The sequence below is a fragment of the Woodsholea maritima DSM 17123 genome (assembly GCF_000382325.1).
GTDB lineage: Bacteria > Pseudomonadota > Alphaproteobacteria > Caulobacterales > Maricaulaceae > Woodsholea > Woodsholea maritima.
Genome location: NZ_KB908056.1, coordinates 517,848 through 531,079 on the forward strand (window position 1 = coordinate 517,848; position 13,232 = coordinate 531,079).

At 58.0% G+C, this 13,232-nt stretch carries 16 protein-coding genes; 4 read left to right on the forward strand and 12 right to left on the reverse strand.

The window, feature by feature from the left end; all coding sequences use genetic code 11:
• Positions 1 to 99 precede the first annotated feature (99 nt).
• Complete coding sequence (locus tag H151_RS0102510; RefSeq protein ID WP_156823344.1) at positions 100 to 849, forward strand: GntR family transcriptional regulator; 750 nt, start codon at positions 100 to 102, stop codon at positions 847 to 849.
• Here the strand turns inward: H151_RS0102510 and H151_RS0102515 are convergent, their stop codons facing one another.
• Positions 850 to 2,028, reverse strand: a complete 1,179-nt coding sequence (locus H151_RS0102515; RefSeq protein WP_019960051.1) for a CaiB/BaiF CoA transferase family protein — start codon at positions 2,026 to 2,028, stop codon at positions 850 to 852.
• A gap of 194 nt (positions 2,029 to 2,222) precedes the next feature.
• Here H151_RS0102515 and H151_RS0102520 point away from each other — a divergent pair, with 194 nt between their 5' ends.
• From H151_RS0102520 to H151_RS15245, 3 genes are all read left to right on the forward strand, one after another.
• Entirely contained in the window at positions 2,223 to 3,374 is a 1,152-nt protein-coding gene (locus H151_RS0102520; protein WP_019960052.1) for a PLP-dependent cysteine synthase family protein, read from the forward strand.
• A gap of 95 nt (positions 3,375 to 3,469) precedes the next feature.
• Positions 3,470 to 3,736, forward strand: coding sequence for a hypothetical protein (locus tag H151_RS0102525; protein WP_019960053.1), 267 nt, complete (start codon positions 3,470 to 3,472; stop codon positions 3,734 to 3,736).
• 50 nt (positions 3,737 to 3,786) lie between these two features.
• Positions 3,787 to 4,272 (forward strand): prepilin peptidase, encoded by a 486-nt coding sequence (locus H151_RS15245; RefSeq protein WP_019960054.1) that lies wholly within the window; start codon positions 3,787 to 3,789, stop codon positions 4,270 to 4,272.
• On the opposite strand, the gene H151_RS0102535 is transcribed toward H151_RS15245, so the two are convergent.
• The 11 genes from H151_RS0102535 to gspE are packed head-to-tail and all read right to left on the reverse strand — an operon-like array spanning position 4,269 to position 13,222.
• A complete protein-coding gene (locus H151_RS0102535) occupies positions 4,269 to 4,814 on the reverse strand; it encodes a hypothetical protein (protein WP_019960055.1) in 546 nt (181 codons plus the stop codon). The genes H151_RS15245 and H151_RS0102535 overlap by 4 nt on opposite strands.
• Positions 4,784 to 5,515: a type II secretion system protein N gene (gene gspN / locus H151_RS0102540; protein WP_169336696.1), complete on the reverse strand. Its 732-nt coding sequence runs from the start codon at positions 5,513 to 5,515 to the stop codon at positions 4,784 to 4,786. Before gspN ends, H151_RS0102535 begins: the two co-directional genes overlap by 31 nt.
• A gap of 2 nt (positions 5,516 to 5,517) precedes the next feature.
• Complete coding sequence (locus H151_RS0102545; RefSeq protein WP_019960057.1) at positions 5,518 to 6,018, reverse strand: type II secretion system protein M; 501 nt, start codon at positions 6,016 to 6,018, stop codon at positions 5,518 to 5,520.
• A 2-nt stretch (positions 6,019 to 6,020) separates the two neighbouring features.
• A complete protein-coding gene (gspL, locus tag H151_RS0102550) occupies positions 6,021 to 7,349 on the reverse strand; it encodes a type II secretion system protein GspL (RefSeq protein WP_019960058.1) in 1,329 nt (442 codons plus the stop codon).
• Positions 7,346 to 8,335, reverse strand: a complete 990-nt coding sequence (gspK, locus tag H151_RS0102555; RefSeq protein WP_019960059.1) for a type II secretion system minor pseudopilin GspK — start codon at positions 8,333 to 8,335, stop codon at positions 7,346 to 7,348. The genes gspL and gspK overlap by 4 nt, the downstream gene beginning before the upstream one ends.
• On the reverse strand, positions 8,332 to 9,006 hold the full coding sequence (gene gspJ / locus H151_RS0102560; protein ID WP_019960060.1) for a type II secretion system minor pseudopilin GspJ: 675 nt from the start codon (positions 9,004 to 9,006) through the stop codon (positions 8,332 to 8,334). Before gspJ ends, gspK begins: the two co-directional genes overlap by 4 nt.
• Before the next feature lie 2 nt (positions 9,007 to 9,008).
• Positions 9,009 to 9,389: a type II secretion system minor pseudopilin GspI gene (gspI, locus tag H151_RS16785; protein WP_019960061.1), complete on the reverse strand. Its 381-nt coding sequence runs from the start codon at positions 9,387 to 9,389 to the stop codon at positions 9,009 to 9,011.
• On the reverse strand, positions 9,386 to 9,943 hold the full coding sequence (locus H151_RS16790; RefSeq protein WP_019960062.1) for a prepilin-type N-terminal cleavage/methylation domain-containing protein: 558 nt from the start codon (positions 9,941 to 9,943) through the stop codon (positions 9,386 to 9,388). Before H151_RS16790 ends, gspI begins: the two co-directional genes overlap by 4 nt.
• Positions 9,943 to 10,443, reverse strand: a complete 501-nt coding sequence (gene gspG / locus H151_RS0102575) for a type II secretion system major pseudopilin GspG (RefSeq protein ID WP_019960063.1) — start codon at positions 10,441 to 10,443, stop codon at positions 9,943 to 9,945. The genes H151_RS16790 and gspG overlap by 1 nt, the downstream gene beginning before the upstream one ends.
• 29 nt (positions 10,444 to 10,472) lie before the next feature.
• Positions 10,473 to 11,708, reverse strand: a complete 1,236-nt coding sequence (gene gspF / locus H151_RS0102580; RefSeq protein WP_019960064.1) for a type II secretion system inner membrane protein GspF — start codon at positions 11,706 to 11,708, stop codon at positions 10,473 to 10,475.
• Positions 11,708 to 13,222, reverse strand: a complete 1,515-nt coding sequence (gspE, locus tag H151_RS0102585) for a type II secretion system ATPase GspE (RefSeq protein ID WP_019960065.1) — start codon at positions 13,220 to 13,222, stop codon at positions 11,708 to 11,710. The genes gspF and gspE overlap by 1 nt, the downstream gene beginning before the upstream one ends.
• Positions 13,223 to 13,232 lie beyond the last annotated feature (10 nt).

Below are 13,232 nucleotides of genomic sequence, written 5' to 3' on the forward strand. Positions count from 1 at the left end.
TCAAATTAGGGATCAGACCCGAGACCTAGGATAAAGCGCTGACAGAGCAGGGCTTTTATGCAAAGTCGCCATAAAAATATAAATGCGAGTAACCTCCCCATGTCTGAGACAAAAACCGCCACCGTTTTAACTCCTCGTTATCTGGCTCTGGCTGAAACCTTGCGCGCGAAAATCGCTGATGGCGATCCGCATGTGGGTGATCTGTTGCCGACTGAGCATATGCTGTGTGAAACCTATAGCGTGTCGCGCCATACGGTCCGCGAAGCCTTGCGCCTGCTGGCTGAAGCCGGTCTCATCGCACGTCGGCGCGGTGCAGGAACGGTTGTTTTGGCCCAAGAGGTCAAAACCACGTATGCTCATCGTTTAGGCGGTCTTGATGACCTGACCCAGTATAAGCGTGGCACCCAGCTGAAACAGGTGCGCGCAGAATTCGTGACCTTAAAGCCTGAAGACGCCAAGCGTTTAGGCCTGGAAGCGCGAGAATATCAACACATTACCGGTCTACGCATGATACCGGGTGAACTGCCCGTTGGTCATACCGACATTTATATGCGTGCGGATCTGGCCCCGCCTGCCGCGCAAATGGTGGAGCGTTTGGGCGCGATTGCCGATTGGATGGCGGAAGAGCGCGGCGTGCCGACCGCGCGTGTCGATCAAGCCATCATCGCCATGGCTCTGCCCGCCCATCTCGCCGAAATGCTGCAAGCTGAAGCGGGTATTCCCGCCCTACAGACCCAGCGCACCTATTTCGACCCAGACGGCAATCTGATGTCGAAATCCTTCAACACCCATCCGGCTGATCGCTTCACCTATGAAATGACGCTGAACCGCGAATGCGGCAATTGCTGATCAGTGGGTTGCGGCCCGCCGGGCGGGCCGCGCCAACAAATCATCCAAAACCTCACCTGCATCTCCATTCAGATCCGGCGCACGATGGGCCGGCATGACCTGGCCATTGACCGCAATCGGGTCTTGTACTAGGCGCAAACCATCCGGCATGGCGGGATGATCCAGGGTTTGGATATAATCCTGGACAAAATCGGTATGGCTAGCGCTTTCAAAGCTCTGTACCGGGGCGATAGGGATCTTACCCGCCAACACATCCAGCCATTGTGTATTAGTTCCGGTCAAAAACACCGCTTCCAATTCCTCTTGCAAGGCATGGGCATTCAAACGGCGCGACACCCGGTTTCTAAACCGCAGATCATGCAGCCAGCTTTCCTTTTCCAACGCCTGACACAGCGCCGCCCAGAATTTCGGGCGTTGGCACATGATCAAGATCCAGCCATCGCGGGTCTGGAACACTTGTGAGGGCGCAGAGGATGGGTGTTGGGCACGCTCACGCGGGGCTTCCAGCCCTTGCGCGCCATTCAGCTGCCAGCTCGCCTGATAGCCATGCTGGATCAGGCCCGCGCCAAACAAGGTGATGTCGACATCACAGCCCTTCCCCTGGCGATGCGCAGCTAATAATCCCGCCAACAAACCATTGGCCAGTAAAGACCCCGCCAGCATGTCGAGACTCGCTGCGCCATGGGGATAGAGGTCAAAATCGTCCTGGGACGGTTGATGATGGAAGAGGCCAAGCTCGGCTTGAATGATCGCGCTATAGGCGGGCCAATGGGCGCGCGGGCCTTCACGGCCATAGGCAGTCAAATGCGCACAGACCAGATCGGGGCGATAGGCTTTCAAGCGCGGATAATCCAGACCCAGCTTATCGACCACATCGCCGCGTAACGCCGTCACCAGACCATCTGCGCTTTCAATCAGCTTATGAAACAACTTACGATCACCGCGATCATGAAGATCCAACGTCATGGAGCGTTTAGAGCGATTATAGGTCTGAAAATAAAGGCAATCATCCACCCCCAAATCATAAGGGCCCATGCGGCGGGCATGATCGCCATGGCTGCGGTCATGTTCAATCTTGATGATATCCGCGCCCAATCCGGCGAGCAATTGCGTGGCAAAGGGACCGGCATCGGCTTGCTCTAAAGCTAAAAGCCGCAATCCATCTAAGGGTTTATACATGCGCCATCACCCCGCCGCGTCAGATTGTCCCAACCATAGGACAAAACGCCACACTTTCGCAACTGAATGCGTTCAGATTCTTCCTTAAAGCCTAATATCCCATCTCTCACCTGTGGAAAACTTATCCTGAGCGGAAGGCTCGAAGATCGCCTTTCCTCGTGATAGTGTAACATCAAAATGATCGGGGGGCCTTCATGCTGGTCACGCATACTCACACTCAAACGCCCAATTTGGACATCGCGCTCAAGGGCTTTCAGGGTCAGGATTTAAGCGCGAAAGATCGCGATTGGGTGTGTGAAGCGGTGGAGGCGATCAATGCCGACTTTCTGCGCTCTGCCGATACGCATTTACACCGGCTGGTTCTCCCCGGCCTTCCCGGCATCACCTTTTATCTTAAAGATGAATCGACCCACCCCACGGGCAGTTTAAAGCATCGCCTGGCGCGCTCGCTCTTCCTCTATGGGCTCTGCAATGGTCATATCCGGCGCGGCACGCCGGTGATCGAAGCCTCCTCTGGCTCCACCGCGATTTCAGAGGCCTATTTCGCCCAGCTCTTGGGCCTGCCCTTTATTTCGGTGATCCCTGAAGGCACCCAGCCTTGCAAGCTCGATCAAGTGCGCTTTTATGGTGGGGATTGTCACAGCGTGCCCTCTGGCGCGCTGTATGATGAGGCCCAGGCGCTCGCTGATAAGATGGGCGGGCATTATATGGACCAGTTTACCTATGCCGAGCGGGCCACCGATTGGCGCGGTAATAATAATATCGCCGAAAGCCTGTTCGCGCAGATGACCCATGAGCCCCACCCGGCCCCCAATTGGGTCGTGACCGGGGCGGGTACGGGCGGCACATCGGCGACTTTGGGGCGTTATATCCGCTATAATCCCCACCTCTATGGCCAGACCCGGCTGTGCGTGGCCGATCCGGATAATTCCGCCTTCTACCCCTTCTTCAAAACCGGCGATAGAGCCATCCGTATTGACAAAAAATCTCGTATTGAAGGCATTGGCCGCCCGCGCGTTGAGCCGAGCTTCATCCCCACTGTTGTCGATGCCATGATCCATGTGCCGGATGCGGCTTCTGTGGCCACGGTGCGCTGGCTGGAACGGATTCTGGGCCGCAAATGTGGCGGGTCCACGGGCACCAATGTCTATGCCGCCCTTCAATTGGCACTCGACATGAAAGCCAAAGGCCAGTCAGGCTCTATCGCCACCTTAATCTGTGATAGTGGGGAGCGCTATCGCACCACCTATTTCGATGACGGCTGGGCCAAGGATGAAGGCCTGGATCTGAGGCCTCACCTAGAAACGCTCTACACCCTGACCCCGCATCTCAGCGAAACTCCATAACAGGGTGTGACAGCACGCCGCTGGGCCAGCCTGTCGCATGGGCAAGATGAAGCAGAGGTCTAAGCTAGAGGGATAACTTTCCACGAGGGGATGTCATGAACCATAAACACCGTAAAACCCTGCACGCCCTATTTGCCCATCCAGAACCTGCTAACCTCGCGCCCCATGATGTGGACGCCGTTCTGGTTGAGCTGGGCGCGGACCTGGAAGAGCGTAAAGGCGCAAAATTCGCCGTCACCTTAAATGGCCATACCACCAACTTTCATCATGCCCAGCACGACCTGAACAAAGATGAAGTGCGCGCGATCCGTAAATTCCTAGAAGAGGTCGGTGTCGATCCGGCGCGCGATTATCCGCTTTAAACCTACATTGGCCGTGGCTGCGTCCTGACAATCCTGTTAAGACGCGGGCCATGGTGGATGTCTTCCTTTTAACCGCGACGCTTTTCATCCCTTTGACCGCGCTCGCCTATATTGATGCGCGCACGGGATATTTACCCAACACCCTCGTTCTGCCCCTCATCCCGGTGGGGATCAGTGCACAATTTCTCTTGGGTCAATCCCCGCTTTCCAGCCTGATCGGGGCGGGGTTGGGCTATGGCCTCTTTGTCGGCATTGAAAAGGGGTATAAAGCCCTGCGCGGGGTTGAGGGGCTGGGGCGCGGCGATGCCAAGTTGTTTGCCGTCGGCGGGGCCTGGTGCGGGGCGATGGCCCTTCCCATGATCGGAGTGTTAGCCGGTATCAGCGGGCTTGGCTATGCGCTGATCCTGCACCTTTTAGGCCGAGGCCTGACGCGCACATCCAGCCTCGTCCTAGGCCCGCATCTGGCGCTGGCGATCGGATGCACCTGGATTTTGAAGGCTTGGGCTGGACCGTATCTGGGCCTTAGCCTCACTTAATTGAGCGCGTCATCCACACCGGGGATATAGCCATCATTCTCGGTCCGGCAGGAAAACAGTCCGATCACCGGCATGACCACTTGGCGGCCATCATTATCACGCACCCGCATCACAGCCCGTTCGATACGCGGCCCCGCGCTCGTGCGCTCGCCAATTTGCCCGTCTAGTGTATAGACCCGACGGTTGTCTTGATCGAGATAGACCCGGCGAAAAGGCTCTCCCTCCAGATAATCACTCGATTGCGGGGTGACGCCCAATGTGTGGATCTCACCGTCATAAAGGATGGAGACGCTTTGATACCGCTCATGCTCGAACACGATAAAGCGATGGGGTAGGCTCTGGGTCCAGAAGAATAATCCACATTGCCCATCACGCAGGGTTTGCGGCGGCAGATCCAGGATCTCGCTCTCCTCCGACGCATTCGCCGAGCTCGACGCCATAGCCTGAGCACGCGGAGCCGAGGTGGTCGCCCCGCAGGCACTCAGCATCACAGCCGCCGTGAAAGCCGAACCTAATAAGGCCCATTTGCGTTCAATTGCCATTTTTCCCCTGCCTCACTAAAGCCCAAGCCTAATAATACCGGCACCACATCTTGATCATGGGCAGTGGCTTCAGCGTGAACGCGATAGCCCCCCGGCGCAAGCGTCAACTGAGCCTCCAGATCGAAAATCGCGCTTTGTGTCAGCGTATCGACCCCCAAATCCTGGCCATGACAGACCAGCTGGCCCTGCATCAGCGGTAAATCGACGTTAAAGCGATGGCCATAATAGCTTAGAAGCGAGGTCGATACGGTTCCGCGCGCGCTTTGACAGCCCGCACCGGTAAACACCACTTCATCCAAACTCAAGCGCAGGCTTTCCCCCGCCGGAACGCCCAATTGCGCAAGACCGGGCAGGCGATAGAGCTCACTCGCCCCGCGCCAGTTCAACACCGCCACATGTCCAAAGCCCAGCTCAATCTGGCCCTGGCCCAGGGTCGCGCTATCTTCGAGATTGACGTTGAAGCGTGCTTTCAAGCCCAAAAGGCTCATAGGCTCGACGCGGACCGTGGCTTTATCGACATAAAACTGGCCCATGCGAAAGCCGTAAATCTGACCGTTCCAGATACTGCCATGGACGGCTTCGGCCTGAATGCCTTGCGGGCGCAAACTCACCTCAAAGACCCAGCGTAAGGGCAGGGTCATGATCAAAGCCACCAGCGCAAGAATGAGGGCCAGCCCGGCTAATCCGATCCAACGCATCATGATCATGCCCCCGTACGCGCTAAGAGAATTTGCGCACTGACGAGGTTGGACCCTTCGCGGTCCATGATCACGTTTTGCGCCACGATGCCATCATTTTGCGCCATCTCAACCAGCCAGGCCATCAAAGACGCGCTGGAGACATTGGTGACCCAGACATTCAACCGTCCCTGATCATCGGGCAGAACCCGGCTGATCGCGAGATTATTGGCCGTGGCCCGTGTACCGACGACTGTGCGTAAGGGCTGTTGAGCCGAGGCATTGGCCGCCCCCTCGCTCTGGGTGCGGGCGGTATACGTATTGATGCTGGCAACCACCTCGCGGTGCAACTCAAACGCCGCGCGATAATTCTCGAACTCGCGCGCTTTGAAGGCGCTGACAGGGCGGAAAATCAAGAGCCAGATCAAGGCCAGAACGAGGATCAGCCCCATCGCGACCAGCAAGACCTGTTCACGCGCCGAGCGTTCTTCCCAAAGCCGGGTGAAGGTATCGAAGTTGAAAGTCATCTCTACCGCCGCCTCACCGTGAAATCACCACTAATCCCGGCTGAGCTTTGGCGTGCACCGCCATCCACCAGGACGAGGTCTTGACCCTCTGCCGCTGCGCGCAAACGCTCAAAATCCGAGAAATCTGAATAGAGCGCCGAGACCCGCAAATCCCCGCTTTGCCCATCAAAGCGCAGGCTTTGGATGGTAATGGTATCAATATCACTCAACAGGGTTTGCAAGCGCGCGGCGAGATCAAGAAATTGCGCCCCACTTTGGGCACTTCCCGTGCCGACACGCTGGCGCAATTGCGCACGTAAATTACGGATATTATTGACATCAGGAAAAGCCGTGCGGAAGGCTTGCTCGCTGGCTGTGCGATAGGCCTGCGTGCGCGATTGATAGTAAAAGCCCTCAAAGACGCTAAAGCCCAGATAGCTGATCCCCGCCAACACACTCAAGCTGGCGGCCAAGATCCAGGGCTTGGCAAGCCCTGCCCAGTCGATGCGCGCCGATAACGCCGCCCCAAACACTTTGGGCATCAAGCCCAAAACGCTGGAGGGAAGGCGCGCGGCAGAAGCCGCAAGGTCTGGATTAGCCATGCGTTTGAGCGCCACAGGCTCTGGCCCTGGCACGATCAAGGCCGGATTGATGTCGTGAGAGATCAAAAGCCGCTTAGGTGCCAGCGCAGCACCCAAGCTGGGTAATGCCATATCGCCGAGGCTCAGTTCAAATCCCCCACAAAGCGGCGCATTGAGAGCGGGCGCTTCACCCGCAGTCTCATCCGCATCTGACGCCCCTTCACCGGCCTTGGCTGCAGCGATCCGCGCCACATAGGCAAACAGATCAGCCGCCGGGGCCTGATAGAGCGCAAAGTTTTCATGCGCCACCACGGTCAGATCCCCGCCATGACCCTCTAAGGCCATGGCATCAGGCAGCACATAAACCGGCTTGATATTCAGGCTTTGAATGAAATCCTGCCAGCGCGCCACTAAAGCCTGCGCCGCGGCGAAGACCCAGCGCGTGCCCTGGGCATCTATCTTATCACCGACGCTGATATGGGTCTCTTCCAAGGGTGTGGCGAGATAATCCTCGATCACAAAGGGGATGGCCATGCGCGCTTCACGATCAGATTTCGCAGGCACACGCACCTGGCGCACAAACACATCACTGCTTGGCAAGAGAATAATGGCCCGTTCGATGCCAGCGCCTACAGGCAAGCTCAAGTCTTGCCCCTCAGCCCAAATGCCTTGATGGCGCACCTGCCCCATAGCATCACCCAGACACCAGCGCGCATGCAGCGCGCCGTCTTGGCCCAGCGAGGCAATATGTATGACCAGACTTGTCTTCATTCCATCGCCCCAAATCGTTGACGCACCCGGTGCACCTGGTCACGGCCTGTGACCTCAACCGCTTCGCGCAAGCGAAACTGCATACCATGCAGCTCCACCGCGATATCCAGCTCAAACAGACGCGAATGAAGCGTGACGCCGCTGCGTGCGGCGTCCGCAATATTCAAGGCCGTTATCGCCGGGTCCGTCCAAAAGTCTTCCACGTTCTCATAGCCTGAAGAGGGCCGTCGGAAAAGCACCGCTTCGGCATCTGAATAGGATAAATCACCCGCAAACCAAGCATATAGCAGTGCGGCTTGATCCAGGCGCAGCGTATTGACATTAAGGCTATGGCCCAGACGCTCATCGCGCACGCACAACCAGGGGGCCAGCACCTGATAGGCCTGGGCGTTCATGGCCGGTAAAGCCAGCACTTCATCGGTGACGACCATGGCCTGATTGGCCGCGCGATAGGGCGGCGTTAACACGCTATAGGTCTCATCTTCCGCGCCATTGAAACGCGGATAGCCATCGCTATCGACCCAATCGGCCATCTGATTGACCAGGCTTTCGCTCATCACCGGGTCCATATTCAGCCCAAGAAGCAAAGTGCGTGCACGCACCACATCCTTTTGATCATTGGCGCTTTGAGCTTCCTCTTGCGGCCCGATCAAGCTATTGGGATTAAAACAATTATTGAGATCACGCACCGAGATGACGATCTGCCCGCCCTCAATGGGGAAGACCCGGCCTGACAGCCAGGGCGCGTTACTGGCGATCGGATCTTCGTCATTCCCGACAAACTCCGCCAGCAACTCCTCCGCATAATCGCGCGCGCCCATGGCATACCAATAGGCTTGGTCGCGCGCCTGGGAATTGGCGGTGCGAAACAGGGCAAAGCTGGAAATGTCAATCAAGCTCAAGGCAATCGTCGCCATCAGGGCGACCAGCAATATCGCGGTGATCAGCGCTGTGCCGCGTTCTTTATCCGATGCGAAGGGTTTCATGCGCGTGCTGCAACCCCCAACCTGACAATATGCTCCATCGCACCCAAGCCGGGTAAGGTGTAACGCAAGCGCACCGCAAGCGGCGGGCTTGAGCTCACCTGCCCTGTCCCGCCGAGCGCCAATATCTCAGCCTGATCCTGCCAGCGATTGGCATAAAGAAACTCCAGCTCTAAATCCTCAAGTCCCTCCAGCACGACCATGCGCACCGGCTCCGCCTCTGGCGTCACATCAGGATAGAGCCAAGCTTGGCGATAAAGCGTGTCACCGTCCAAGAGATAGCTGACGCGTTGCAGGGAGGAGCGCGGTTGGATTGCACCGGGATTGGACCACCCCCCGCGGGTAAAGGTCAAAATCTCAACCGCTTCATTGACGCGCGCGCGCCGGGCGGGGTCCACGCCGCGAATATCGCCGACAAAAACCGCGCTGGCAAAGCGGCCATCGCTGGCCCGATAGGGACGAAGAACCACTTGGCCCATATCCTCACGCAATAAAAGGCGCAAGGCCTGCACCTGAGCCATCTCACCTTGAACGCCTTCTTGAACCTCTTTTGCCCGCAGGGCCTGGGTCAAGAGGGCGACGCTCATCGCACTCACAAGGCCGAAGACGAAGACCGCGGCCAGAACCTCAATCAGGGAAAACCCGGCCTCGCGAGGGTTCGAAGGCATGCGCATAATCAGCTCCCCACATCAAAGGTGCGAAGGGTGTAGATCGGCGCATCATCATTGCGCCCGCGCACGCTCAAGACCACCAGGCGCATGCCATCCTGGCCCGTGGGTAACAGATCCAAGCTCCAGCTATAGGTCTCGCCGCCCAGATCATAAGTCCCACCATCGGCCACCAAAGCGCCCCGTCCTGGATGATCAAGATAGGCTTGGTTAAGCAGGTTTTCCGCCGCCAGTGCCGCCAAGGCCTGGCGTTGCACCATGCCGGTGGCGCGGCTCGATTGCGTCACAGCGTTCAGCAAAGCCACGCCCGCGAGCGACAAAATGGCGAGCGCGACCATCACCTCGATCAGCGAGAACCCGGCTTCATGAGGGGTGCGGCGTGCGGTCATCGACGACGCTCCTGCACGCTCGCGGGGGTCATAGCCACCTGTAACCGTCCCTCTTCATTGCGGATCACCCAGACCGGATCGCCCTCACCTTCCAGACGATAGGCGAAGGGCATATTGACGCCGGTGGGATCGAAGAACACTTCGGGCTGAGCCTCGGGTGCCCTGCGCCCTGCGCCCAGGCGGGGACGCGCCAAATGCTCATTATAAAGCGTGACGCCGGGTGTTAAGCGATGACGCTCCAATGCGGGCCGGGTTGTGGCGACCTGCCATTCACCGACCCCATAGGTAAAAAACTGATAGCCCGCGCTATCAAATTCTGGCGCGAAGCCCACCAGCTGCCCCTCGATCAGGCTATCTTGGGTGGCCGCAGTCATGCGCAGCACCAAGCGGTCGGCTTCTTTTTTCTGGGCGCTGGGCTGATTACCCAAAGACAGGGCCACAGCCCCCGCCAATAAAGACACAATCGTCAAGGCCACCAGCACTTCCAACAGGGAAAACCCCGCTTCATCGGATGAAGCGGGGGCGGCTGAACCATGGCCGTGTGCCTGAAGCATTAGTCTTCGTTCCAATTGCCGATATCGGCATTACGCCCATCCCCGCCTGCACGCCCATCCGCGCCCAGCGAATAGATGTCAAAGCGCGGATTATGCTCACCGGGGCTGAGATATTGATAAGGATTGCCCCATGGATCTTCGGGAAGGCGATTGATGAACCCACCCTCCGGATAGCGCCCCTCCAGATTACGATCGGCGGGGGCGCTGACCAAAGCCTCAAGCCCTTCATCGGTCGTGGGATAGCGAAGGGTCGACAGGCGGAACATCTCCAGCGCGCTTTCCAGTTGAGCGATATCGGCGCGCGCCTTCTCGCTCATCGCGCGCTCCTGATTGGGCAGCACATTGATCATCACGATGGTCGCCAACAAGCCGATGATTACGATCACAACCATCATTTCAATGAGGGAGAAGCCGCGCTCATCCTCGCGCCCCTCTTCCACGATCACCGCGTTCACACCCTCGTCTTGGGCCTGTGTGTCGTCTTTGTGAATCTCACTCATCACTTTACTCCTCACACCCCGCTTGGGGCCTAGCCCAAAACCAAAGAATTGAGCTTCAAAATCGGCAAGAGAATAGACAGAACGATCATGGCGACAACCCCGCCCATAATCACAATAATCCCAGGTTCCAACAGGCTGAGACCGACGCTGACCGCGCTATCGACCTCATTGTCGATATGATCGGCGGACTTCTCGAACATCTCATCCAAACGTCCTGAGCGTTCACCCGCTGCAATCATATAGAGCATCAAGGGCGGAAACCATTTCGCGCCTTTCAAGGCATCGCTGAGCGCACGCCCGGTTTCAACCTCGTTGATGATTTTCGCGATCCGGTCTTGAAAAACACCATTGGCACTGGCCCGGCGCGCGGCGCGTAAAGCATCGGGCAAAACCGCGCCCGCATTGATCAAAATCGCCATCGTACGGGCAAAGCGCGCGGATTCAATCTTGCGGCTAAACCCGCCAAACCCAGGAATATGTTGGACAAAACCATCCATACGCTTCTTGATCGCAGGCCGGCGCAAGGCCAATATAAAGATCAAGATGAGGACCAAAAGCCCTCCACCCACTAGGCTCCAATGGGCCTGCATGAAGCCCGATAGCGCAATCATAAACTGGGTAATGCCCGGTAAATCCACGCCCAAGGTCGTAAATTGCTCGGCAATGCGCGGCACCACAAAGACCAACAGGGCCGACACCACTAATAGCGCCACCACGCCCAGCACACAGGGATAGATCAGGGCCACCTGGATACGTTGACGCAGGGCCGCAGCCTTCTCCAGATAATCTGATAACCGATCAAGCACCGCGCCCAAGCCGCCCGTGCCCTCACCGGCGGAAATCATAGCGCGATAGACGCCGGGAAAACTGGCCTCATACCCCCCCATCGCTTCGGACAGGCGTTCACCCTCACTGACCCGGCCACGCACATTCATCAGGACTTTGCGCGCATTGGGCCGATCCATCTGGCCCGATACCATGCCCAAGGCTTCCTCAACCGGCATCCCGGCATTGATGAGGGTGGAAAGCTGGCGCGTCACGCCCATCAGCTCTTTTTCGCTCAGCTTGGCTTGAGACAGCAGGCCCGCCAGGTTGACACTCTTTGCGCCCTCGCCCGAACGGCGCTCATCCACCCGGTTGAGCTTTAAGGGCGTCAGCTTGCGCCGGCGCAATTCGCGGCGCGCGCCAACATCGGAATCGGCCGACAAGAGCCCCTTGGTCTTCGCCCCGGCCGCATCTAAGGCTTCATACTCAAAGGCTGGCATTAGCGCTCGCTATCCTCTCGGCAGACGCGAAGAACTTCGGCAAGGCTGGTGACCCCCTCTTGAGCCAATGCGATGCCGGCCTGATAGAGCGTGGGGCGCTGGGCAAAAGCATGGGCCGCCATATCGCCTTCACGGGCCTGGTCATGGATCAGCCCGCGCAGCTTATCGTCCACAATCACCAGCTCATAAACGCCGCGTCGCCCGCTATAGCCCGTCCCCTTACAGCTGGGGCAGCCCATCGGACGATAGAGCGTTACCGCCTCATCCGCGCTGAGCCCCAAGATCTGGCGCTCCGCCTCATCCGGAGTATAGGCGTCTTTACAGTGATGACAGAGCTTGCGCACCAGGCGCTGGGCGACAATCGCCGACACGGTGGAGGCCAAAAGATAAGCCTCTACCCCCATATCACGCAGACGCGCAATGGCAGCAATCGCGGAGTTGGTGTGCACGGTGGACAGCACAAGGTGGCCGGTCAAGCTGGCCTGAACGGCAATCTCCGCCGTTTCCACATCGCGGATCTCACCGACCATCACCACATCGGGGTCTTGGCGCAAGATCGCGCGCAGCCCGGCCGCAAACGTCATCCCGACCTTGGTATTGACCTGGGTCTGACCAATGCCCGGCACCGCATATTCCACCGGATCTTCGACGGTCAGGATATTGCGGCTCTTATCATTCAACAGATTGAGACCGGCATAGAGCGTCGTGGTCTTACCCGCACCGGTGGGCCCCGTAACCAGGACAATGCCATTGGGCTGGGACAAGGCTTTTTGCAGATCCACCAAAGTGGTCTGCGCCATACCCAACTCCTGCAAAGTGAAGCGCGCACTGTCCTTATCGAGCAGGCGCAGCACCACACGCTCCCCATAGCGCGAAGGCAAGGTCGAGACACGCACATCAATGCCTTTACCGCCCAGGGTCAAGGTGATGCGGCCATCCTGGGGCACGCGTTTTTCCGCAATATCCAAACGCGCCATGACTTTGATGCGCGAAACCAGGGGCGAGGCCACCTTCGCCGACAGGCTTAAAGTCTCACGCAAGACCCCATCCACGCGCAGGCGTACCGACACACGGTCTTCATAGGGCTCAACGTGAATGTCTGAGGCCCCGGTACGCACCGCCTCTGCAATCAAGCCATTGATCAAGCGAATGATCGGCGCATCCGAAGAACTATCAAGCAGGTCTTCGGTTTTTGGGATCTCATCAATCAAGCGCGAGAGATCATCATCCTGAGCCGCACCGGCATCCTCAGCGTCTTCATTTAAACCATCAAAGGCATAAATCTCGGACAACGCACGATCAAAGCGCGCGCCATCATAAACGGTCACCGGATAGGCCTGGCCGACGGCACGGCGCGCCTCGACCAGAGCCATGGGATTGGCCCCATCGCGCAACACAAAGACCGGTTCATCCCCCGTGATCAGGGCCACGCCTTGCTCGCGCGCGAAGGCATAGGTGATGGCAGGCAGATCTTTAGGCGACTTGGTGCGCGATGCGCTGGCAGATTGGGCCATTCAATTCTCG

Coding starts and splice junctions, on each gene's coding strand:
- H151_RS0102520 (WP_019960052.1), top strand. CDS start 2,223: ATGCTGGTCACGCATACTCACACTCAAACGCCCAATTTGGACATCGCG.
- gspK (WP_019960059.1), bottom strand. CDS start 8,335: ATGAAACCCTTCGCATCGGATAAAGAACGCGGCACAGCGCTGATCACC.
- gspF (WP_019960064.1), bottom strand. CDS start 11,708: ATGCCAGCCTTTGAGTATGAAGCCTTAGATGCGGCCGGGGCGAAGACC.
- gspN (WP_169336696.1), bottom strand. CDS start 5,515: ATGATGCGTTGGATCGGATTAGCCGGGCTGGCCCTCATTCTTGCGCTG.
- H151_RS0102515 (WP_019960051.1), bottom strand. CDS start 2,028: ATGTATAAACCCTTAGATGGATTGCGGCTTTTAGCTTTAGAGCAAGCC.
- H151_RS15245 (WP_019960054.1), top strand. CDS start 3,787: ATGGTGGATGTCTTCCTTTTAACCGCGACGCTTTTCATCCCTTTGACC.
- H151_RS0102535 (WP_019960055.1), bottom strand. CDS start 4,814: ATGGCAATTGAACGCAAATGGGCCTTATTAGGTTCGGCTTTCACGGCG.
- H151_RS0102525 (WP_019960053.1), top strand. CDS start 3,470: ATGAACCATAAACACCGTAAAACCCTGCACGCCCTATTTGCCCATCCA.
- gspE (WP_019960065.1), bottom strand. CDS start 13,222: ATGGCCCAATCTGCCAGCGCATCGCGCACCAAGTCGCCTAAAGATCTG.
- gspL (WP_019960058.1), bottom strand. CDS start 7,349: ATGAAGACAAGTCTGGTCATACATATTGCCTCGCTGGGCCAAGACGGC.
- H151_RS0102545 (WP_019960057.1), bottom strand. CDS start 6,018: ATGACTTTCAACTTCGATACCTTCACCCGGCTTTGGGAAGAACGCTCG.
- H151_RS16790 (WP_019960062.1), bottom strand. CDS start 9,943: ATGCTTCAGGCACACGGCCATGGTTCAGCCGCCCCCGCTTCATCCGAT.
- gspG (WP_019960063.1), bottom strand. CDS start 10,443: ATGAGTGAGATTCACAAAGACGACACACAGGCCCAAGACGAGGGTGTG.
- H151_RS0102510 (WP_156823344.1), top strand. CDS start 100: ATGTCTGAGACAAAAACCGCCACCGTTTTAACTCCTCGTTATCTGGCT.
- gspI (WP_019960061.1), bottom strand. CDS start 9,389: ATGACCGCACGCCGCACCCCTCATGAAGCCGGGTTCTCGCTGATCGAG.
- gspJ (WP_019960060.1), bottom strand. CDS start 9,006: ATGCGCATGCCTTCGAACCCTCGCGAGGCCGGGTTTTCCCTGATTGAG.